The organism is Bacillus sp. WMMC1349 (assembly GCF_013155385.1).
Lineage (GTDB): Bacteria > Bacillota > Bacilli > Bacillales > Bacillaceae > Bacillus.
Window position 1 is genome coordinate 1 of sequence record NZ_JABJUQ010000002.1, and the last position, 22,500, is coordinate 22,500.

Consider the following 22,500-nt stretch of genomic DNA (forward strand, 5'->3'; position numbering starts at 1 on the left):
GGATAAAGGTAAAGGTCTTTATGTCATTGCGAATCCGCAAAGACTTTAATAAAGATCAGGGTTACGGTGTGGCAAAAGTCTTTATTCATCCAGGAATATAACGGAGGTGGTTAAATGATATATAAAGACTCCGGCATTCAGTTCGATGTAAACGCACAAGTCAAACGCAATATATCAACTAGTATTCAATACAGTACACAAGACACTGGGACGGCAAAAATAACCTTTAAACTATTGAAAGACGGTGTACCATTGCCCATATCAAACGCGACTCACGGAAAACTGTTTATGAAGTTCGCGGACGGTAGTCACTTTTATGTTCATACGGAAGTCGGAGACGCTCTTACAGGCGTTATTTTTTATGTCTTGACTTCGGAACAAATGAAGCATTTTGGGACAGTGCAGGCTGAACTTTATGTCAATTATGATAACGGTCAGAAAATGAGTATTCACAAGTTTTCTTTTAAGATTGATCAAGCTCTTGTGGATGCGGATATTGTCCCGATGGCAGAATATTATATCGAAGATTTTGAGACGCTCAAAACCCTTGTTCAAGAAAAGGCAGCACATGCAGACAACATATTAGACGAACTTCAAAAGAAGTTTGCAGAACTGAATAACGTTGAAACAAAAGACGGAGCGCAAGCAAAAGCAAACAAGGCAGAAGCAAACGCAAAACATTATACGGATCAGCATGTAGCGAATAAGGAAAATCCACACGCAGTTACAAAAGAACAGATTGGATTATCTAATGTCGAAAATATGAAGCAAGCATCGAAGATTGATTTTGATACACACAATGAAGATTCTACTCGGCATATTACGCCTGAGGAACGAATGAAGTGGAATGATGGTCAATTAACTAAAATATCTAATGACACTGGGGGCGTGTTGGTATCCATAGGAGATACGGATGATCTCTATTTGAAAATAGTTCAGTCCGGCAAACGATTCGGAACTTTTTATTGTTCTGGGAAAGCCAAAAACTCGCCGAGTCCTCACTCGTCAAGAGGGCTTTTTCATATGACCGGAACGGATGAAAAGGGACTAGGTACGTACGGGTATGTCATAGCGCTTGATTGGAAAAACAACCTTTATACGAATTATATTGATCAAACGGAAGGCTGGCAGGGGTGGCAACGGTCTTTATCATCGTCAGACTTATCGCCGGAATGGAATGCGGCTACACTGATCAATGGGGCAAAGCAAGATTCAGCGTTCCCGTTACAATTCTCCGTCAATATAACGTTTTATGGTTACGTGGCTCTTTCAGTTCCTTACCGGCTATCGGAACCATTGTCGCAAAGTTCACAATTAAGCTCTCTAGGCTTGTTGATTTTGTTGTACCTACAATTGGATCTTACGGAATCGCTCGTTTTTCTTTAACCACTGATGGGGAGCTGAGATATGACGGCATCATGGCGAATGATAATGCAAGTGTTACGAGAGTCTCTTTTAATGTCGGAATTCCGTTATGGTAAGGGGAGGGAAAAATATGCACGTTCTTTATTATGATGCAAACTTTAAATATGCTGGTGAAGATGATGTTGAGATAAATGGTGATACATTACCGCCTAATAGTACGACAGTGCTAATCCCTGAAGGGCTATACGATCCTAAATACCAGCTAGAGAAGGGTGTGGTGTGGGTTGAATCGGCTACACAAGAGTATATTGATAGCGTGAAGCCTTCTCCGCCTGAACCTAGTGCAACCGAGATTTTGAGGAAACAGGTTGCTCATCTATACTATATGATCTCGATAGAAGGATCAGAAAAGACGGCAGATTGGTTCACATATATGAAAGGCTTTTATAAAGACGGTCTGTGGACGAAGAAACAAATTCATGATGGAGTAGGTGCCAGAAGGATTACACCGAAACAATATGAAGAAATCACTGGAGAACCTTACGATTCCAATAAGCCTCCTAGCAACAAGACAGAATAACAGAACTATAAAAGAGCCGATTGGGCTTTTTTATTTTGCCTTAAAGGAGGTGAAGCCTTTGGAGATGGATTTAACTCAATATTTAATGACACAAGGACCCTTTGCGGTTCTTTTTTGTTGGATATTGTTTTATGTATTAAATACAACAAAAGAAAGGGAAAACAAGCTTAATTCACAGATTGATGCACAAAATGAAGTGCTAGCCAAATTCAGTGAGAAATATGATGTTGTGATTGATAAGTTGGATCAAATTGAAAAAAATCTAAAATAGGAGTGAAGAAAAATGAAAAATTTTGATAAAGGTACAGTCGTTCGGACGGTGCTTCTTTTTATTGCACTTATTAACCAGACTTTGATGATGTTCGGAAAGGGTGCATTGCCGATTAGTGAGGACCAAGTAAACACACTGGCAGATACTTTGTATTTGGTGGGTTCCACAGTGTTTACGATCATTACTTCAATCGTCGCATGGTAAAAAACAACTATGTCACAGAGAAAGGGAAGAAACAAAAAGAAGTGTTAAAACAAAATGGATTAACAAAATGAGAGGGCTACCGGTTGGCAGTCTCTTTTAATTGTCAAAAATAAAAAATAGAGGTGTTTTACAATGGCAGTTTCTTTACAAACATTGATCGATCGTTCTATTCGAAATATGGGGTCTGGTATTCACCCCGTAGTGAAAGAAACAGCAATCGAAGTCGTCAAAAGGGCATATAAAGAGAACATTTATGTGCAGATGACATCTGGCTATCGTTCTTTTGCGGAACAAAATAAGCTGTATGCGAAAGGACGTACTGCATCAGGGAAGATTGTGACTAATGCTAAAGCCGGACAGTCTAACCACAATTACGGTTTAGCAGTCGATTATGTTCTATTATCTTCAGATGGCAAAACAGCGATCTGGACGGTCAATTCTAAGTGGAAAAGAGTCGCTCAAATTGCAAAGGCTTTAGGATTTGCGTGGGGAGGGGACTGGAAAAGCTTTAAAGATTACCCACATTTAGAAATGATGGGCGGTTTAACTTTGAGCCAATTACAAGCTGGTAAACGTCCAGTCCTCGTATCAAAAGTAAACAACGCAACACCTGCGGTTCCTAAACCAACTAAAAAGCAGTCGTCAAAGAAATCATCTTCCAGTGGTGGTCGTGCGATTGTTAGAACGATTCAGAGTACGTTAAATAAACGCTATAAGTTAAATATTAAGGTAGACGGTTATCAAGGTCCTGAAACATACAAAGCTCTGCTTAAGGGCTTCCAGACCGAATTAAATAAGCAATTTCATGCCGGTCTTGTCGTAGATGGGGAGTGGGGACCGAAAACTCGTGCGGCTGTCGTAAATGTCCGTAAGGGAGCAAAAGGAAATATCACTTGGATTCTTCAAGTGTTGTTGATCTGTAAGGGATATGATGTGAATGGTCTGGATTCTATCTTTGGTCATGGACTTGAGAAGGCTGTGAGAGCTTTTCAAAAGGTGAATGGTCTGGCTGTGGATGGGATTGTTGGGAGAGCTACTTGGACAAGGTTGTTTGTATGAACATATTTTAGGCTGGGTGTTGAGTTTTTAATTACTAATAAGGTAAAAGGTGATGAATTTACAAAATTGTCACAACATCACCTTTTACCCCCATTTTTTATGGCTTCAAACTAAGAATATATTCAATTCGTGATTTTGCACCAAAGCTTGATTCTATAACCTTATAATCTTTACTTCCCATTAATTGTTTACATTTATTTATATCTTGCAGTAATTGATCTATATCTTCTGTATTAGCTTCAACTTTAAATTCGTTACTTTTAATATAATAATCTAATTTTTCATATATAAAATCAGGTATTTCTTTTAATTTAAAACACTCTATTGCAACACAAATATAATATGCAGTCTTTGTGAAAATATTATAGTTTAGCTCTCTCCAATCTTCTTCAAATACTTTTGCTGCAGATTGAGGTGCTGTAAAACCATCATCCTCTACATATTCTTCAAAAAATAAATACAACGGAATCTTTGATGCTTTCATAATCAACATTATTATTCATATCACAAACCTCCCCTTAAATTCTGTACTCCTATGGAGTTACTGTATTATTTGAAAATACATTTAACTTTATATTAGGATACTTTGCTCTGAATTCTAATATAATATTTGTACAACTTTGACAAGTATCTAACTCTGAGAAAAGATTAATTTCTCCTTTAATATTTGGGTCTTTTATTTTAGATGCAATGTCTTCAAGAATCTTCGCTTCTGTATCATTATATCTCGGAAACTGATCTACTACATAATTTTGAAGATACGCTCACTATCTGTCGGTGTATATGAAAAATCCATAACATCCGTTCCTAAATTATCCACAGAATGAATTTGACTATGAGCAGTAAATTCATTTCTTATACCTGGTATATTAACATCTGCTGTAGCAACATTACCTTTAGTAAGTGACTTTATTTTTCTATCTATTTTTTTCCTCTGTGTGTTAGATAGATTTAAATATTCATCTGAACTTTTGAATGCTGTTATTGAATCAGATAATTTTGTTCTTACGACGTTAGCCCTATCTTTTAAAGTTTTTCCAATAAGATTACGAGTACCCTTAGTCCCATTGTCAACATCTTTCCCAGATTCATGCTTCCTCGGCTTAGAAGACTCATGAGGATGCTTACCAGAAACGTTTTCAGCACCTTTAGTAGACTCGTGATGCTTATCAACCTTGTGAACTGGCTCGTGTGATTTTGATTTTGGTTGATGCGGAGTTTTGGGATCTCCGTCACCATGCTTGCCTTTTTGAACATTTTTGCCTTCGTGTTTTTCGGTCACTTTTCCAGTGCTTTTGGTTGCTTCTTTATTCTTCTCAACCTTCTGAATTGATTCGTGTGACTTCGGTTTTGATTTATGTGGAACTTTAGGTTCTCCACCATGGTCACCTTTCGGAGTCTTCTTAATGCCGTCCCCACCATGAGCTTTTCCACCTTTAGGACTTGTAAAATGATCAAACGACTTCTTGATGAACTGAATCATCTCATGTCCAGACTGCCGTAAAGTAAGCGCATGTATAGGAATTCCTTCTGTTACGAGGATCTCCCGTGCAACTGGGTTAGGTAAGTCTCCTATTTTTATGAGTCCTTTTTTGATTAGTTCTCCAACTTCCTTGAGATCTTTAACGACTCTGTTTCCTACGACTATTCCAACGTGTCCAGCACCTTTGATTCCTTGTTTGATTGCCGTTTTTCCAGCGCCTTTGATTCCTTGTTTGACTATTGATTTACCCGCAGCGCTTGCAAATCTTCCAGCTTTCGAAGCAATTGATGCACCCTTTGATGCTGCACCGGCACCACCTGATATAAATGTAGTGACGATATTTAATTTAAGATATTCAGCATAATGTGTCCTTGAATACAAATCTCCATGTACAAAGTTTTTATCCCATTTTTCTTTTACTTCATCCCAAGCAGAATTCCAAGCTTTTTTATAGTCGAATTCTATAATTGAGTTTGCAGTTCTAACTGGATGTAATGCAGAATTTCTTACAAATTTATTTAGTGTTACAACACCTTCAAGAGTTTCCTTAACAAAATCATATCTAGCCACTGTTATTCCTTTTGCATAGTCGTATGCAGAGCCTAGATATTTTTTACCTGCCTCATCTACAGGTGCTAAAACTTCTTTTAGTTTCTCCTCTCCTGTTTCTATAAGATTTATAACACCATCATCAAAATCGTCTAACTTCTCTGATACATAATCAATAGGATGTTCCCAGAAACTAACATCTTCTTCTTCAAGGGATTTAACATACTCCTGTTGTTCTGGTGAAAGGTTGTTATAACCAATTTCTTTAGCCATTTTAACATATTCATCAGGGTCAGATACGTTTGCAAGCTTCTCTTGCAACTCTGCAATTCTGCGGGCTTCTGCTTGCTCTTTTTTCGCATTAATATATGTAGTCGCTTGTTTGTCGGTTTTGATTGCTTCTTTATATAACTTATTCGAGTGAAAAGCCTTTTTATCAAAATACATAGGAGAAGCGCTTTTGCCATTACTTGTGGCTTCCATCAATGCTGATAATTTTTTGGAGACACTTTCGGCTTCAGCCAATGCTTGTGTGTATTCACCTGTCATAAATTTATCCAAATCGTCTACTGCATCAATTGCATTTTCCCGAGTTGTTTGTGCTTTTGACATCTCTACTGTGTAATTGTGGTCAGTCCACTTATCCAGATCAACGATGTCGCTCACTCGGTCTATGATCCGATCCATGCTACTCTTGAGAGAGTCAACGATTTGATCGGATTTTTTATCTGCATTTTTTAATTCAGTCTTTAAAAAAGACATTTCAATGTACGAATCGGGCAATTTTTTCGCTTCGATATCACCAGAAACCCCATTAAAAAACGAGATCTGCATATCGGCAAGAGTGATCCAACTGTCGACAACCTCAGCCTGTCCTCTAAAAAACTCTTTAATGTTATCTGCGCCTTTTCCTGTGAAATCATCACCTAAATCTGCCACTCCAAGACAGGCTGTTTTTAGCGTTTGAAGTTTCTCTTTTAGGTTTTTATAATCTTTTTTACGTTGATCGGCTCTTTCAACTAAAGTACTGGCTTCAAAAACTTTAGCTGAACTGTCTAACTCTTTGTTTTTCTTTTTCTTGTCTGCCATCACATTTTCCTTTCAGATAGTTATTTTTTTAAACAACATCATAAAAATAGCAATCAGTTAAAATTTTATCATGTTAATAAAAAGGGTGGTAGGATATTTTTTCCATTCTAAGAAAATGAATCTTTAGGATTAGGTATAAGATCCCAATAAATGGTTTTTTCTTCTCTATGAATTTTTATTTGCCATCAATCAACAGATGTTTTTTGGGAACTATAACAATATATGGTTGTCAAAAAGTGGGGTATTGTGTAGAATATTTACGATAAGAAAGAGGATATATTATTCTGATTATTTTCAAAAAATAAAATATTGGGAAAAGGGGAGAAATTGAGTGGAAATAATTCCTTATGATTTAGTTGCTACAAAAATGAATTTTTGGTATAACTCACTAAAGAACAACTGGATAGAAAAGGCGGAGATAACAAAAAAGGAAGTTAGACAGTTACTTGATAATATGGAAGAGAATCAAGACGTCCTGATTTATTACTCGCTATTAGAATTTCGACATAAACTCCAGCTCGACTATTTGTGTGCTGGTTCTGGTGGTAGTCTTGAGGAACGATTTGAGGAGTTTAGAGAGATTAGAGAAAAGAATAACCTAGAAGGTATGCTTGACTACTACTATCATTTCTTTTCAGGGATGTATCATTTTAGACAAAAAGAATTGTTACATGCTTTAAGGTATTATAGGAGCATTCCTGTAATGAAGAAATTTGAGAGTTGAACAAAAAAAGAGCCCCTTGGTATCATACGAGGTGTCCAAAGCTTCGAAGCAAAAATGGACCCTTAATTTAAGTAACCAAGGAGGACTCAATAATGAATTATACACAAAATCATAAAATCTCTCAAATTACACCTTTAACTCTTATTGTTGGCATTGATATTGCCAAGGATAAACATGTAGCACGTGCACAAGATGACCGAGGTATCGAGTTCGGAAAACGCTTGATTTTTGAAAATCGAAAACATGGCTTTCAAAAATTAGTGACTTGGGCGGAAAGTCTTCGAAAAGAAAATGGCAAGAATCACGTCATTCTTGGCGTAGAGCCGACTGGTCATTACTGGTTTAGCCTCGCTTATTTTTTGGTAGAAAAAGGGTACGATTTTGTCATGGTAAATCCAATGCATGTAAAGAAAAGTAAAGAACTAGATGACAATTCCCCTACCAAGAATGATACAAAGGATGCTCGAGTAATAGGGCAGTTGATTAAGGATGGGCGATACTCCGTACCAAACCTCTTAGATGGCGTTTATGCCGAATTAAGAGAAGGCGTCAAATTACGAGATCAGCTCACAAAGCAACTGATGACCACAGAAGGTCGCATCCAAAATCATATACAACGCTACTTCCCTGAATTCTTTGATGTGTTTAGAGATTGGGAAGGAAAAGCAGCTTTTTGTACGTTGCGTATGTTTCCATTTCCGTCTCAAATTAAAGAAATGTCAGCGGAAGAGGTGCTTAAGAAATGGAAACCATTTGTTCAACGAGGAGTGGGAATAAAACGAGCGAGGAAGCTAGTAGAAGCTGCGAAGAAGAGTATTGGTATTCAAATTGGTATTCAGTTTGCCCAGCGTGAACTAGATTATTTACTCGACCAATATGAGCTTTATAAGCAACAGTTAGCACAGTTAGACAAAGAGCTAGAAGCTCTAGTAGAAACACTTCCAGGAGCCAAACAAATGATGGAGATACCAGGATTAGGATCTACGACAATCGCTCTGTTTTTTTCAGAGGTAGGTGACATGACAAAATATAGTCATCCCCAACAGCTAGTAAATTTAGCAGGTCTCTCTTTACGAGAACATAGCTCTGGTAAATTCAAGGGTCAAACACGAATTACGAAAAGAGGACGAAGTCGTTTGCGACGAGCTTTATATTTGGCTATTCGCCCATTAGTCGCTCATAATCCGACGTTTAAAGCATTGCATCAATACTATACAATGCGATCTGAAAAGCCATTGAAAAAGCAACAATCACTCATTGCCTTGTGTTGTAAGTTACTACGTGTATTATTTGTCATTGGGCAAAAACAATGTCAGTTTGATGGTTCTAAACTATTAAGAGGATTGCCTCGAACCCAAGAATTACAGGTTGTTTAAAGTCTTTAGAAATACACTCTAAAGACCAACAATTTCTCATACAAACACCAATAGTGCAGAGTTGGAGCTTATTTTCACCATTCGGGCTTTAGACCCAGCATAGGAGCATTTCCAACCTCCACCTCATGGATACGCAGGACGAAGGAAAGTATGGATACGATCCGGAGAGATATGGGAGGGTTAGCGACCGTGATTTGTGTGGAGAATTCCTAGCACGGTTATACACTTGTTTTCCAAACTAATCCAGTTTGGTAGATAGGATGGCTTATTCCTTGTAAATATTTTATATATATTAAAAAGATATCCAGTAATATTGGTGTGTCAACTATATGGTGGTTATGAAATAGTGAGAATGCATGAGTATTTGGAAGAAAAACGAACTTTATTGAGGGAGTGCAGAAAATAAACTTGAAGTCTTCAACTGCGATGAGTTAGAGAAAGCTGAGTTTTATTTTAAAATTTCAGAACTTTATTACAATATGAAACAAACTTTGTTTTCGATGGATTATGCAACTCAAGCATATAATATATTCAAGGATCATGAAACATATGGTCAGCGTCGTATTCAAAGTCAGTTTATTATGGCTGGAAACTGGTTAGATCACATGTGTCCTGAGAAATCATTAGATAATCTATATCAAGCACTATTTGAATCTGAAAAAATGAATGTGGGTTATTTAATGGGAATGGCACACGCAAACCTTGGAATATGTTATGATCAACTTGAAGAACTTGAGAAATCCTCCAGTCATCTACGAAAATCCCTTGAAATATACAGAGAAGAGAATAATAGTTATCAAGGTAGAGTAATATTTAACCTTGCGCATGTTGAAGTAAAGCAAGGTAACACTATTGTTGCCAATGATTTATATTTAGAAGGAAAAGAATTTGCTGAAACGAATCAAAAGTTAGATGACCTTGCGAAGATGGAACTTCTTAAAGGACTTTATCTTGAAAATGATACGGACTTAGTTAGGGAATCATTTAAGTTCTTCAAGGAAAGAGGTATGTATGCAGACTTGGAAGAGTACGCTATAGTTGCAGCAGAAGTTCTAAGAAGAAGGGAAAAGGTGTATGATGCCCTTGATTTTTATCGTGCTGCAGTAGAGGCGAAGCGACTAATCAAGAGGAGTGTGGTATTAGATGAAATCTAAAATATTAGTTTGCGTAATTTTAATATTGGGTGTGGCGGGCACTACCCTAGGAGTAACTTACAGTCAACTAGATAACGCTACTTACAAGGTTGCTGACAGGATGTTGTCCTAATCTCATTAAAAATAAAGGAAACAAATTAGTGCAGATCACATTGATCTGCTTTTTTTCTAAATTTAAATTTGCTTAACCCTTTTCACTTTCCTTCTTTTATTTAACAGATATTAAATAAAATAATCCAAATAATCAATTTTATGTTAAAATTATTGGTGTTATTTTAATATTGTTTAAATAGGGACAGGAAGGGACTCTGCGTGATGGAGAAATTAAATGGGACATTAACTGTTTGGAATAAGAATTTCACTTTTCTCTTTTTTTCAAGGATCATCAAAATTTCGGCTGACAGCTTTGCATTCTACTCGATTTTATGGTTTCTTATTTTTAGTGGAGAAGGTGCTATCGGTACATCTTTATTAATTGCTGTTACCTTTCTACCGGAAGCTTTGTTGGGACCGGTGACAGGTCCGTTAATGAAAAGAAGCACTTTGAAGTTTTGGATGTATTTCTCTGACTTAACAAGAGCAGTGGTTGTGCTATCAATACCAATTTGTTATTTCAACGGTTTCTCACCTATGTGGTTTATTTTGAGCCTCATGATTATTTATTCAGCAACTGGAGCCACATATCATCCTGCATCAATTACCCTGATTCCGCAAATTATCCATGAAAATTTCATGCAAAAAGCAAATGCAATCCTCCAGTCTTCCTCTGAAATTGCGAAGCTTGGTACTGTAACACTGTGCGGTTTCCTCTTGACTTTGATCGGACCAGCAACGACATTGATCATTTCTTTTATACTTTATATCATTTCTGGCATTTTTGTTCTTTGTATCAAGTATCAAATCGAACAGCAATCTGCTGTACACGAAACTGAGAAAAATAGAGGTACATATAAGGAAAGATTAAAAAGAGGATTTTCTTTGGTTAGACATCATAGAATCCTATTTCCATTAGCCATCTATTGTATTTTTATGAATTTAGCAGCAACTCCATGGGAAGCACTTTCCGCCGTTTATGTTTCAGAAGATTTAAATGCCACGCCGTTTATTCATTCGCTTTTGAAGGCTACAACAACTACCGGTGCTTTTTTACTTGGGCTTATCCTTACTAAGGTAAAGATCAATAGATATGGACTTCTTTTCATAACAGCTGGAATTATTGAAGGCACATCTTTCTTCATCACAGGATTATTTACAATTTTACCACTTGTATTTATTGCTGCCTTTGTATTTGGAGCAGCAGTAAGCTCAATCAATGTACCAGAGTACACAATTATTCAAAAAACCGTTGATGGTGATGATCAGCCTCAAGTATTTGCTATCATCCGTATGATTGGAAACTTTGCTTTTCCACTAGGTTCAATAGTCTGTGGGTATGCAGCAGTCACATTTGGAGCTGGCAAGGTGATCGCGTTTGGTGGTTTAATTGAACTTCTCGCAGGTCTTGGAATTTTACTGTTCACGAAACTAGCCAAGGCTAAGGAATCAGATCTTATCAAGGAAAAAAAGGCAAGTGCCTCAATATAATGTAACCTCAAACACACTGATTGTTCATATTCAGCAAGTTAAAGGAAAAGACAATATTGATGCGGAACAGATTGAAAGTGAAGTCAGGGAAGCAATAGAGGAACAAAAAGCTGTTCTAGAGAAAGGTAACAGAGGATGGAGAAAGAGGACGAAGAACATATAGTAGACAATTCATTTGAAGTCATGGTGTATTGGCATCTTGGAACTAAATTTTATAATCAAGTCAGAAAGCAGGCCATCAGGCCTGCTTTTATTGCTGATTAAAAAATACTTGTTTGAGTGAATAAATAATAGAATGAAAACAAAAGCGCTAAGATTCCTACGAATAAAGCGAATTTTTTTTGTTTATTGTCCTTTTCGGTTATGAAATAAAGACCCGTGCAGAAAGATCCTATGAACCAACCAATTGAAATTTGTACAATGGCTAAAATAAAACCAATAATTCCTATAATCTTAATTACCATCCTTATGACATCTTTCAATAAAATTACCACCTTTGGATATTTTTTCATAAATAAATATATTCAAACGCTTTCATTTATGATATCATAATTTTGTATTACAAAATATATAAAGGGAGGAATTTAATAGAAATGATGAAACAGTTAATAGTTTCGTTGTTGTCTTTGTCTTTATTGGTTGGAATAGTGTCACCTCTAACTACATTGGCGAGTGCCAGTGAATTACCGTCTCAAGAGCTTTCGAATGATGCTGTGGTGAAAAAGGCTGCTCCTATTACTTCGTCTGTATTGCCAGAGGGGACAGTTTTGGGGGATGATAAAAAAGCGGACACAGCTGGGAAATGGAGATATTACGCAACTTCAAAGTATAGTAATAAAATCGTCTGGACTACAGTATCTGCGGCGGCTACTGCAATGGGACTCTATACGGGTATCAAACATTTAACCCTTGCGGGGATTGTAGGGAACTATATCATTGCTAATTATAATGATTGGATTTATTACACAGACAGAAAATATTGGAGAATGGCTGGGTTTGTTCGTCAAGTAAAGCACAGGGTAACATGGTATAAGGACAGAAAACGTAAAAAGAAAATTCATACGCAGGAGTATATAACAAATGATTATGGTGGTCCGAAATCTGTTCCTTCTCCTGCCATCAACAATTAAACTAAAGTAAAGCAGGCCTCGGCGGCCTGCTTTTATTGTTAGGTCTATTGATCGACCTCTTTTTGTCGTGGTGTCCACAGTTGGGTTTGAAAACAACCATAGTCGATATGATGATTTTTTATAAGGCTCGTGTATTGAGACTTCATAGTTAAAGCAGAAAAACCTAAAAGTATCTAAGGCGTTTAAGATCCTTAGTTAAGTTATTTAAGTATTTTAGAGGCAGCTTAAACTGTCGTCTTTCAGGAAGTTTTTAGAACTTATTGAGAATATATGTTCTATTTTAGAAATAAATGTGCTATGATAGGAACGAATGTTCTGTTAGGAGATGATTTATGTGATGGTGGCAGAGAATAAAACAATCGGAAGAGAAGAAGCCTTGGGAAAAGCATTAAAAGATATTGAAAAGGCTTTTGGAAAAGGTGCAATTATAAAAATGGGTGAAAAACCATCTTTGCAAATTGAAACTGTATCAAGTGGCTCCATAAGTTTAAATTTAGCTTTAGGTTTAGGAGGATATCCGAAGGGGAGGATAACTGAAATTTATGGTCCAGAAAGTTCTGGGAAAACAACATTAGCTTTACATGCAATTGCTGAAGTGCAAAAAACAGGGGGGCAAGCTGTGTTTATTGATGTAGAACATGCTTTAGACCCTCATTATGCTCAAAAGTTAGGTGTAAATATAGATGAATTATTGGTCTCACAACCAGATAGTGGTGAGCAAGCTTTAGAAGTTGCGGAAGCTTTGGTTAGAAGCAGTGCAGTGAACATTATTGTGATTGATTCTGTTGCAGCACTTGTACCCAAAGCCGAGATTAAAGGTGAAATGGGCGATTCACATGTTGGATTGCAGGCACGCCTTATGTCGCAAGCATTGCGTAAGTTATCTGCTGCAATTAATCAAAATGATGTAATTGTCATTATGATAAATCAGATTCGTGAAAAGATAGGGACTTATGGCAATCCAGAAACTACAACTGGAGGAAGAGCGTTACGATTTTATGCTACTATTCGTATTGACGTTCGACGGGGTGAAGTTTTAAAAAATAAAGAAAAAAGAGTTATTGGAAACCGAACAAAAATAAGAGTAGTAAAAAATAAGATTGCACCGCCTTTTAAAATTGCAGAATTCGATATTTTTTACGGTGAAGGCATTTCAAAACCTGGAGAGCTTATTGATCTTGGGTCTGATGCTGGTATAGTTCAGAAAAGTGGAACATGGTTTTCTTATAAGGAAGAAAGACTGGGACAGGGAAGAGAAAACGCTATAATGTTTTTAAAAGAAAATGAAAGTATAAAGTCCGCTGTTGAGAAAGATATCAAAGAATACTTTGAAGAATGCAACCATATTAATGAAGGAAAAAAGAATAAAGAAGAACAAGACTCCCTTTTGGAAGTCGAGAAGCCTTGTCATTGAGAAAAAATTTATGGTGACTTAATGTATATTTAAGCACTCCGTTATATCAGTTTGATTAATAGTTAAAAAAATTCCCCTCTGAGTGACCATACTTAGGGGGATTTTTCATATTGGAAATGAAATCTTGTTTTCCTCAAAAAAAGATTTGCTACAATAAGAACAGTAGATTATTGGCAGAGGAATGATAAGATGACAGTAAGAAGGCCGGTAGCCAGAACATTACCTTACTCCTATGAACAGTTTTTGAAACAGTATGAGTGCCTTGCAGTAGGCAAAGAACACCACATTCTTCTGGAAAGCGCTAGAGGTGGAGAATACAGTATAGCTGGTCTTGATCCAATCGCTATAGCGGAGGGGAAAGATGGTATTACCAAAATTCGTTATCAAGGAGAAACATTATACAGGGAAGGAGACCCATTCGTACAGTTTACTGAATGGTTTCAAACACTGAAAACGGAAACGATTGCTGACTTCCCCGATTTTCAGGGCGGGGCAGTCGGCTTTTTAAGTTATGATTATGCTCGCTATATTGAAAAATTTAAACTTTTGGCGATCGATGACTTGCAAACACCGGATTTATTTTTTCTAGTATTTGATGATGTAGCCGTTTATGATCATGCGAAGGAAATGCTGTGGTTGATTACTCACTGCGGTGAAGATCACACAAAAGCAGACGTGAAACTAAGTATTCTTGAAACGATGTGGATGTCAGACCTTCGGGAATATACAAAACGAGTAAACCCAGATGAAAGTGATGGAGCATCGTTTGCTGCATCATTTACGGAGGCTGGTTTTGTTGAAGCGGTGGAAAAAATAAAACAATACATTGCTAGCGGAGATGTATTTCAGGTCAATCTTTCTATGCGACAATCACAGAGGCTTTCTGTATCGCCTTTTGAAGTCTACAAAATGTTAAGGAAGGTCAATCCTTCACCTTATATGGCATATTTAGAAACTCCTGATTTTCAAGTCATTTGCGGGTCTCCCGAGCTGCTCATTAAAAAGAAAGGTTCCTTGCTTGAGACGAGACCCATCGCCGGAACAAGATCTCGCGGAGCTGATGATGCCGAAGATTTGGCACTTGCCGCTGAACTCATCATGAATGAGAAAGAGCGTGCCGAACATGTGATGCTTGTTGATTTAGAGCGTAACGATCTTGGTAAAGTGTCGAAGTACGGTTCTGTCCAAGTCAACGAATTTATGGTCATTGAAAAGTACTCCCATGTCATGCACATTGTTTCAAATGTTTGTGGAGAAATAAGAGAAGAATGTGATCCGGTAGATGTGATTCATGCTGTATTTCCGGGTGGTACAATTACAGGAGCGCCAAAGGTTAGAACAATGGAAATTATCGAGGAACTTGAGCCAACGAGGCGAGGGCTTTATACTGGTTCTATAGGATGGATTGGATATAATCAAGATATGCACTTTAATATCGTCATCCGAACGATTTTTGTTAAAGCAGGTCAGGCTTTTATGCAGTCAGGAGCAGGGATTGTCATTGATTCCAATCCTAAGCATGAGTATCAAGAATCATTTAAAAAAGCAGTTGCGATGGAAACGGCGTTAAAGTTGAGTGAAGAAGAGAAAAAAGAGCAGAGGAGAGCTGAGCTATGATATTGATGATTGATAATTATGACTCATTTACCTACAATTTGGTGCAGTATTTAGGTGAGCTTGGTGAAGAATTGATTGTGAAGAGAAATGACGAAATCACAGTATCGGAAATAGATGATATGTCACCTAATTTTTTGATGATTTCCCCTGGACCATGCAGTCCAGATGAAGCTGGGATCAGTCTTGAAGCGATCCGCTTTTTTGCAGGGAAAATTCCGATTTTCGGAGTGTGTCTTGGACATCAGTCAATTGCCCAAGCATTTGGCGGTCATGTCATTAGAGCAGAGCGGTTAATGCACGGGAAAACATCAGAAATCTTCCATGATGGGTTGACGATTTTTCAAAATCTTGAAAACCCGTTGATTGCTACTAGGTATCATTCCTTAATTGTAAAGGACGACACATTACCTGACTGCTTTATCAAGTCTGCATGGACAAAAGAAGGGGAAATCATGGCGATCAGGCATAAGGAACTGCCGCTAGAGGGTGTTCAGTTTCATCCAGAGTCAATTATGACACCATTTGGAAAAGATATGTTGAAAAACTTTATTAAGACTTACCGAAAGAAAGTGAACGCATGATCATCTATCTAAACGGTGAATATGTGAAGGAGGAGGAAGCAAGACTTTCTCCTCTTGATCATGGTTTTTTATACGGCATTGGTGTGTTTGAAACATTTCGTCTTTATCAAGGTCAGCCGTTTCTTTTAAAATGGCACATGGAACGACTTAAAAAAGCATTAGACGACCTGAAAATCGAAGCATCCTTGACTGAGGATGATGTGCTGAAAATATTGGAAAATCTTTTAGAGATTAATCAGCTAACAAGCGGAAATGCAAGGGTTCGAGTCAATCTATCTGCTGGTTTAGCTGGTTCAGGTCTTTCTGCTGAACCATACAAAGATCCCGTCCTTATGGTGCTGATCAACCCTTTTCAGCCTGAATCCGTTCCTGCTGAAAAGGAAGGAGTTGTCCTACAAGTTCATAGAAATACCCCAGAGGGCTTATTTCGCTTAAAATCTCATCATTTCTTAAACAACTTGTACGGAAAAAGGGAGTTGGGGAATGATCCGGGAAAAGAAGGGATTTTTCTTACGGATGATGGGGCTGTAGCAGAAGGGATTATTTCTAATATTTTCTGGAAAATAAATGACAGTGTGTTTACGCCTTCTCTTAAAACTGGAATTTTGGATGGTGTAACAAGGCGTTATGTCATTGAACTTCTGAAAAAATTGAATATAAAAGTCATGCAAGGGGAATATTCATTGGAACATTTACTTCGTGCCGATGAGGCTTGGATGACCAATTCTGTCCAAGAAATTGTCCCGTTTTACAAAATTGGTCATGCTGTCTTTCCAGGGAAGAATGGAAACATGGCAAAAAGTCTACAACAGCTATATGCTAAAGATAGAACTAAAATAAACGACTATAAATAAATGATTTAGAGGGTGAAGGATATGACACCGCAAACATTGATTCGTTCAAAACAGCTTACTGCAAAACACCACACATTGTCATATGAAGATCAAACGTTAATTATGGGAATTTTAAATGTAACACCTGATTCGTTTTCAGACGGAGGAAAATACAATAGTATCGATCGAGCTGTGATCCATGCGAAACAATTGGTGAAAGACGGTGCTCATATTCTTGATATCGGCGGGGAATCAACAAGACCTGGTGCAGATAAGGTTTCTCTTGATGAAGAACTGACAAGAGTTATTCCTATCATTGAAAAGCTCGTTCAGGAAATCGATGTACCAATTTCGATTGACACTTATAAAGCGAAAGTTGCGGATGAAGCCATTAAAGCGGGTGCCGTCATCATTAATGATGTTTGGGGAGCTAAAGCAGATCCTCAAATGGCATCTATCACGGCTGCGCATGATGTCCCAATTGTTTTAATGCATAATCGAAAAGAGCGAAATTATACAAATTTAATACCTGATATGATATCAGATCTGATGGAAAGTGTGAGTATTGCAAAAACTGCTGGAGTCAAAGAACATCATATTGTGATTGACCCTGGGATCGGATTTGCTAAAACCTATTCCGACAATCTTGCTGTCATGAAACAGCTAGAGGCATTTTGTCAGCTAGGATATCCAGTCCTATTGGGAACTTCACGCAAAACATTTATTGGACGAGTCTTGGATCTTCCGCCTGAAGAGCGGGCAGAAGGCACGGGGGCTACTGTGTGTCTCGGCATTCAAAAAGGATGTGACATCGTTAGAGTGCATGATGTCAAACAAATCTCGAGAATGGCTAAAATGATGGATGCTATGATGGATAAAGGAGGCGTTTATCATCGATAAAGTCTATATCGAAGGTATGGAGTTTTATGGTTATCATGGTGTATACAAAGAGGAGAATGTGCTTGGACAGCGGTTTCGCGTCGATTTAACTGCATTTTTAGATCTAAGTGAGGCGGGGAAAACGGATTGTCTTGAAGCAACAATTAATTATGCAGAGCTTTATGAGTTGTGCAAAGAGGTTGTCGAAGGAAAGCCAGTAAAACTTGTTGAATCGATTACAGAAACGATTGCTGAGAATGTTTTCAAGCGCTTTGAAAGAGTTCAGAAATGTACGGTTAAAGTGATAAAACCTGATCCACCGATACCTGGTCATTATCGATCTGTAGCTATAGAAATGACGAGAACACGCCCATGAAACACACAGCATATATCGCGCTAGGCTCAAATATCGCTCCGCGGGAAGTCTATTTAAAAAAAGCAATTCAACTCCTCCATCAACACCCATGTGTGACGGTTTTTGATATTTCTTCAATCTATGAAACCGACCCTGTCGGGTATACTGAACAGGCCCCCTTTTTAAATATGGTTGTGGGTGTTAAGACGTCCCTCTCTCCGTTCAAATTGCTTCAGTTGATGCAAAGTATTGAAAATGAGTTGGGTCGAACACGAGAAATAAGGTGGGGGCCGAGGACTGCAGATCTTGACATTTTACTGTATAATCGTGAAAATATTGAGACAGAACAACTCATCATTCCTCATCCGAGAATGAATGAACGCTTGTTTGTACTCATCCCATTGCTAGAGATTTTCCCTGATTTTAAGGGGTCTATAGATGATGTAGAAAATCGAGAAGGTGTAAGGGTATGGAAGCAGAAATCTGGGGTAGAAGAATTCGTGCGTATAGAAAATTAAAAGGTTATACCCAAGAAGGGCTCGCTAAGACATTGGGTATATCCGTTTCTGTTCTTGGAGAAGTTGAACGGGGAAATCGCATGCCATCTGATCTTATGGTGAGAGATATAGCTAGAACTTTAAATTTAACAATGGAGGAATTATCCCCTCCAAAGGAATGAAAGGAGGATAAAAAATGTTTAAGATCGGTGATATAGAATTAAAAAACAGGGTTGTGTTGGCACCGATGGCAGGAGTGTGTAATTCTGCATTCCGATTAACGGTGAAAGAATTCGGAGCTGGATTGGTATGCGCTGAAATGGTAAGTGACAAAGCGATCCTTTATAACAATGCAAAAACGATGGGGATGCTTTATATTGATGAGCGAGAAAAACCATTGAGCTTACAAATTTTTGGTGGCGAAAAAGAAACACTTGTTGAAGCTGCGAAATTTGTTGACCAAAACACAACAGCTGATATTATTGATATTAATATGGGATGTCCAGTACCAAAGATTACGAAGTGTGATGCGGGTGCTAAATGGCTGCTTGATCCTAATAAAATTTATGAAATGGTTTCTTCAGTTGTTGAAGCGGTTGATAAGCCTGTAACTGTTAAAATGAGAATGGGCTGGGATGAAAATCATATTTATGCAGTTGAAAATGCTAGAGCTGTTGAACGGGCAGGGGGAAAAGCTGTAGCTCTTCATGGGCGGACCCGCGTGCAAATGTATGAAGGAACGGCAAACTGGGATATCATTAAAGAGGTGAAACAGGCCGTTTCGATACCTGTTATCGGGAATGGGGATGTAAACACCCCTCAAGATGCCAAACGTATGCTTGATGAAACAGGAGTAGACGGTGTGATGATTGGTCGGGCCGCTTTGGGAAACCCTTGGATGATTTACCGTACGGTTCATTACCTTGAAACAGGTGAATTAAAGGATGAACCTAAGGTGCGTGAAAAAATTTCTGTCTGCAAGCTTCACCTTGACCGATTAATTGAATTAAAAGGAGAAAATGTGGCAGTTCGTGAGATGAGAAAGCACGCAGCCTGGTATTTAAAAGGCATAAGAGGAAACGCGAAGGTCCGGAATGAAATCAATCATTGTGAAACAAAAGCTGAACTTGTCCAGCTTTTGGATGCGTTTACGATCGAAGTAGAGGCAAAAGAGCTTCAGGATGAAAAAGCAGGATAAAGCCTTCCTCTGCTCACTGCCAGTTTTAACTGGCAGTTTTTCTGCTTTTTTCAAAAATAAAAGTAACGGAGTGATATTGATGAATCATGGAGAACAAAACCATGAAGAGTTAAATGACCAATTGCAAGTCAGACGGGACAAAATGAATCAATTAAGAGAAAGCGGTAGGGATCCGTTTGGCCAGCGTTTTGAACGCAGCCATCAATCAGCTGAACTTCATGATCTATACAGTGAGTTCACAAAGGAAGAACTAGAAGAAAAAGCCATTAAAGTAACGGTTGCTGGTCGAATGATGACGAAACGTGGAAAAGGTAAAGCTGGTTTCGCTCATATTCAAGATCTAAAAGGACAAATACAGATTTATATAAGAAAAGACAGTGTCGGAGATGAAGAGTATGAATTATTTACAGGCTCTGACTTAGGTGATCTGGTCGGTATCACGGGTGTGATGTTTAAAACAAAAGTAGGCGAGTTATCTGTTAAAGCGACATCCTTTGAACTATTGGCAAAAGCACTTCGTCCACTTCCTGATAAATATCACGGATTAAAGGATATAGAACAACGCTACCGTCAGCGATACTTAGATTTAATTATGAATCCTGATAGCAAAAAAACATTTATCGCGCGCAGTAAAATCATTCAGTCAATGAGAAGATACTTAGATAGCCATGGATATCTAGAGGTTGAAACACCTATGATGCACGATATTGCTGGAGGCGCCTCTGCTCGTCCGTTCGTCACACACCATAACGCACTTGATATGGAGCTTTATATGAGAATTGCGATTGAGCTTCATTTGAAAAGACTGATTGTTGGTGGGTTAGAAAAGGTTTATGAAATTGGGCGTGTATTTCGTAATGAAGGAGTCTCCACTCGGCATAACCCCGAATTTACAATGATTGAACTTTATGAGGCTTATGCTGATTATAAAGATATTATGAGTTTGACTGAGAACCTCATTGCCCACATTGCAGAAGAAGTTTATGGAACGACAACAATTCAATATGGTGAACATGAGATTGACCTTAAACCTGAGTGGAAGAGACTTCATATGGTAGACGCTGTTAAAGAAGCGACTGGTGTTGATTTTTGGAAAGAAGTCACTTTAGATGAAGCAAAAGCATATGCTAAAGAGCATGGGATTGAAATCAATGAAAATATGACTGTTGGACATATCATTAATGAGTTCTTCGAGCAAAAAATTGAAGAAACTCTTATTCAACCAACCTTTATTTACGGTCATCCTGTGGAAATTTCACCACTTGCTAAAAAGAATCCAGATGACCCCCGTTTTACAGATCGGTTTGAACTATTTATTGTCGGTCGTGAGCATGCCAATGCATTTACTGAATTAAATGATCCGATAGATCAAAAAGAGCGCTTTGAGGACCAGCTTAAAGAACGTGAAGCAGGAAATGATGAAGCTCATATGATGGACGAGGATTATATTGAAGCATTGGAATATGGAATGCCGCCTACAGGTGGTTTGGGAATCGGTATTGACCGGTTAATTATGCTTTTGACAAATTCACCTTCTATTAGAGATGTTTTATTATTCCCGCAAATGAGACATCGCTAATCATCCTGAAGCAACAGCTGTATATCGGCTGTTGTTTCTTTTATTATATTTTTTTAAAAAAAGTATTGCACTATTATTAATATGGTGGTATATTATTATTCGTTGCCACAAAAACAGGCAATGAGAGAAAAAAAGAAATTAAAAAAAGTTATTGACTTTATATTAAGATTTAGATATAATATAAAGGTCGCTTAACAAATGATCTTTGAAAACTAAACAAGACTAAACGTACCTGTTAATTCAAGAAACAAGAAATACAAAGCACATTTAGTGCAAGTCAGGGCAGATATCGTCACAAGTGACGAACTTAATCTGCACTCCATTTTATGGAGAGTTTGATCCTGGCTCAGGACGAACGCTGGCGGCGTGCCTAATACATGCAAGTCGAGCGGACCATAGGGAGCTTGCTCCCGAAAGGTTAGCGGCGGACGGGTGAGTAACACGTGGGTAACCTGCCTGTAAGACTGGGATAACTCCGGGAAACCGGGGCTAATACCGGATGCTTGATTGAACCGCATGGTTCAATCATAAAAGGTGGCTTCGGCTACCACTTACAGATGGACCCGCGGCGCATTAGCTAGTTGGTGAGGTAACGGCTCACCAAGGCAACGATGCGTAGCCGACCTGAGAGGGTGATCGGCCACACTGGGACTGAGACACGGCCCAGACTCCTACGGGAGGCAGCAGTAGGGAATCTTCCGCAATGGACGAAAGTCTGACGGAGCAACGCCGCGTGAGTGATGAAGGTTTTCGGATCGTAAAACTCTGTTGTTAGGGAAGAACAAGTACCGTTCGAATAGGGCGGTACCTTGACGGTACCTAACCAGAAAGCCACGGCTAACTACGTGCCAGCAGCCGCGGTAATACGTAGGTGGCAAGCGTTGTCCGGAATTATTGGGCGTAAAGCGCGCGCAGGCGGTTCTTTAAGTCTGATGTGAAAGCCCCCGGCTCAACCGGGGAGGGTCATTGGAAACTGGGG

Annotated in this window: 21 protein-coding genes, 1 rRNA gene and 3 pseudogenes (1 of these 25 only partly in view); 22 read left to right on the top strand and 3 right to left on the bottom strand. The window is 38.3% G+C overall.

The window, feature by feature from the left end; all coding sequences use genetic code 11:
* Positions 1 to 114 precede the first annotated feature (114 nt).
* From HOO54_RS23930 to HOO54_RS00485, 5 genes and pseudogenes are all read left to right on the top strand, one after another.
* On the top strand, positions 115 to 1,386 hold the full coding sequence (locus HOO54_RS23930) for a phage baseplate upper protein (RefSeq protein ID WP_253907578.1): 1,272 nt from the start codon (positions 115 to 117) through the stop codon (positions 1,384 to 1,386).
* Positions 1,387 to 1,495: 109 nt separating this feature from the next.
* Positions 1,496 to 1,945: an XkdX family protein gene (locus tag HOO54_RS25015; RefSeq protein WP_375335794.1), complete on the top strand. Its 450-nt coding sequence runs from the start codon at positions 1,496 to 1,498 to the stop codon at positions 1,943 to 1,945.
* A gap of 58 nt (positions 1,946 to 2,003) precedes the next feature.
* Positions 2,004 to 2,216 carry a BhlA/UviB family holin-like peptide gene (locus HOO54_RS00475; protein WP_172291990.1) on the top strand — a complete coding sequence of 71 codons (213 nt, stop codon included), beginning with the start codon at positions 2,004 to 2,006 and terminating at the stop codon, positions 2,214 to 2,216.
* A gap of 12 nt (positions 2,217 to 2,228) precedes the next feature.
* Positions 2,229 to 2,491: pseudogene (locus HOO54_RS00480) on the top strand (phage holin).
* A gap of 61 nt (positions 2,492 to 2,552) precedes the next feature.
* The gene (locus HOO54_RS00485) at positions 2,553 to 3,479 is read left to right on the top strand and encodes a peptidoglycan-binding protein (protein ID WP_172291992.1); all 927 of its coding nucleotides are present in this window, start codon (positions 2,553 to 2,555) and stop codon (positions 3,477 to 3,479) included.
* A gap of 97 nt (positions 3,480 to 3,576) precedes the next feature.
* On the opposite strand, the gene HOO54_RS00490 is transcribed toward HOO54_RS00485, so the two are convergent.
* From HOO54_RS00490 to HOO54_RS23940, 3 genes and pseudogenes are all read right to left on the bottom strand, one after another.
* Positions 3,577 to 3,972, bottom strand: a complete 396-nt coding sequence (locus HOO54_RS00490) for a hypothetical protein (protein ID WP_172291994.1) — start codon at positions 3,970 to 3,972, stop codon at positions 3,577 to 3,579.
* 40 nt (positions 3,973 to 4,012) lie between these two features.
* A pseudogene (locus tag HOO54_RS23935) lies at positions 4,013 to 4,207 on the bottom strand (deaminase domain-containing protein); the annotation flags it as partial.
* Positions 4,208 to 4,221: 14 nt separating this feature from the next.
* Positions 4,222 to 6,600, bottom strand: coding sequence for a ribonuclease YeeF family protein (locus HOO54_RS23940; RefSeq protein WP_172291996.1), 2,379 nt, complete (start codon positions 6,598 to 6,600; stop codon positions 4,222 to 4,224).
* Positions 6,601 to 6,931: 331 nt separating this feature from the next.
* Here HOO54_RS23940 and HOO54_RS00505 point away from each other — a divergent pair.
* The 17 genes and pseudogenes from HOO54_RS00505 to HOO54_RS00585 form a co-directional block, all read left to right on the top strand.
* A pseudogene (locus HOO54_RS00505) lies at positions 6,932 to 7,294 on the top strand (response regulator aspartate phosphatase); the annotation flags it as partial.
* 122 nt (positions 7,295 to 7,416) lie between these two features.
* Positions 7,417 to 8,700: an IS110 family RNA-guided transposase gene (locus tag HOO54_RS00510; protein ID WP_172291902.1), complete on the top strand. Its 1,284-nt coding sequence runs from the start codon at positions 7,417 to 7,419 to the stop codon at positions 8,698 to 8,700.
* A 479-nt stretch (positions 8,701 to 9,179) separates the two neighbouring features.
* Entirely contained in the window at positions 9,180 to 9,854 is a 675-nt protein-coding gene (locus HOO54_RS00515; protein ID WP_172292000.1) for a hypothetical protein, read from the top strand.
* A 315-nt stretch (positions 9,855 to 10,169) separates the two neighbouring features.
* Positions 10,170 to 11,438: an MFS transporter gene (locus tag HOO54_RS00520; protein ID WP_172292070.1), complete on the top strand. Its 1,269-nt coding sequence runs from the start codon at positions 10,170 to 10,172 to the stop codon at positions 11,436 to 11,438.
* Positions 11,425 to 11,601, top strand: coding sequence for a hypothetical protein (locus HOO54_RS25320; protein ID WP_253907579.1), 177 nt, complete (start codon positions 11,425 to 11,427; stop codon positions 11,599 to 11,601). Before HOO54_RS00520 ends, HOO54_RS25320 begins: the two co-directional genes overlap by 14 nt.
* 433 nt (positions 11,602 to 12,034) lie before the next feature.
* Positions 12,035 to 12,568, top strand: a complete 534-nt coding sequence (locus tag HOO54_RS00530; RefSeq protein WP_172292002.1) for a serpin family protein — start codon at positions 12,035 to 12,037, stop codon at positions 12,566 to 12,568.
* A 337-nt stretch (positions 12,569 to 12,905) separates the two neighbouring features.
* Positions 12,906 to 13,982 carry a recombinase RecA gene (recA, locus tag HOO54_RS00535; RefSeq protein ID WP_253907581.1) on the top strand — a complete coding sequence of 359 codons (1,077 nt, stop codon included), beginning with the start codon at positions 12,906 to 12,908 and terminating at the stop codon, positions 13,980 to 13,982.
* A gap of 189 nt (positions 13,983 to 14,171) precedes the next feature.
* On the top strand, positions 14,172 to 15,599 hold the full coding sequence (locus HOO54_RS00540; protein WP_172292006.1) for an anthranilate synthase component I family protein: 1,428 nt from the start codon (positions 14,172 to 14,174) through the stop codon (positions 15,597 to 15,599).
* Positions 15,596 to 16,180, top strand: coding sequence for an aminodeoxychorismate/anthranilate synthase component II (gene pabA / locus HOO54_RS00545; protein WP_172292008.1), 585 nt, complete (start codon positions 15,596 to 15,598; stop codon positions 16,178 to 16,180). Before HOO54_RS00540 ends, pabA begins: the two co-directional genes overlap by 4 nt.
* Positions 16,177 to 17,034: an aminodeoxychorismate lyase gene (gene pabC / locus HOO54_RS00550; protein WP_172292010.1), complete on the top strand. Its 858-nt coding sequence runs from the start codon at positions 16,177 to 16,179 to the stop codon at positions 17,032 to 17,034. The genes pabA and pabC overlap by 4 nt, the downstream gene beginning before the upstream one ends.
* 21 nt (positions 17,035 to 17,055) lie before the next feature.
* Positions 17,056 to 17,913, top strand: coding sequence for a dihydropteroate synthase (gene folP / locus HOO54_RS00555; protein ID WP_172292012.1), 858 nt, complete (start codon positions 17,056 to 17,058; stop codon positions 17,911 to 17,913).
* A complete protein-coding gene (gene folB / locus HOO54_RS00560; protein WP_172292072.1) occupies positions 17,906 to 18,268 on the top strand; it encodes a dihydroneopterin aldolase in 363 nt (120 codons plus the stop codon). The genes folP and folB overlap by 8 nt, the downstream gene beginning before the upstream one ends.
* Positions 18,265 to 18,765 carry a 2-amino-4-hydroxy-6-hydroxymethyldihydropteridine diphosphokinase gene (folK, locus tag HOO54_RS00565; protein ID WP_172292014.1) on the top strand — a complete coding sequence of 167 codons (501 nt, stop codon included), beginning with the start codon at positions 18,265 to 18,267 and terminating at the stop codon, positions 18,763 to 18,765. The genes folB and folK overlap by 4 nt, the downstream gene beginning before the upstream one ends.
* Positions 18,717 to 18,926 carry a helix-turn-helix domain-containing protein gene (locus tag HOO54_RS00570; RefSeq protein WP_172292016.1) on the top strand — a complete coding sequence of 70 codons (210 nt, stop codon included), beginning with the start codon at positions 18,717 to 18,719 and terminating at the stop codon, positions 18,924 to 18,926. The genes folK and HOO54_RS00570 overlap by 49 nt, the downstream gene beginning before the upstream one ends.
* Positions 18,927 to 18,940: 14 nt before the next feature.
* Positions 18,941 to 19,942 carry a tRNA dihydrouridine synthase DusB gene (gene dusB, locus HOO54_RS00575; protein WP_172292018.1) on the top strand — a complete coding sequence of 334 codons (1,002 nt, stop codon included), beginning with the start codon at positions 18,941 to 18,943 and terminating at the stop codon, positions 19,940 to 19,942.
* A 79-nt stretch (positions 19,943 to 20,021) separates the two neighbouring features.
* Positions 20,022 to 21,521 carry a lysine--tRNA ligase gene (lysS, locus tag HOO54_RS00580; protein WP_172292074.1) on the top strand — a complete coding sequence of 500 codons (1,500 nt, stop codon included), beginning with the start codon at positions 20,022 to 20,024 and terminating at the stop codon, positions 21,519 to 21,521.
* A gap of 323 nt (positions 21,522 to 21,844) precedes the next feature.
* Positions 21,845 to 22,500 (top strand): 16S ribosomal RNA (locus tag HOO54_RS00585) (it continues 894 nt past the right edge of the window).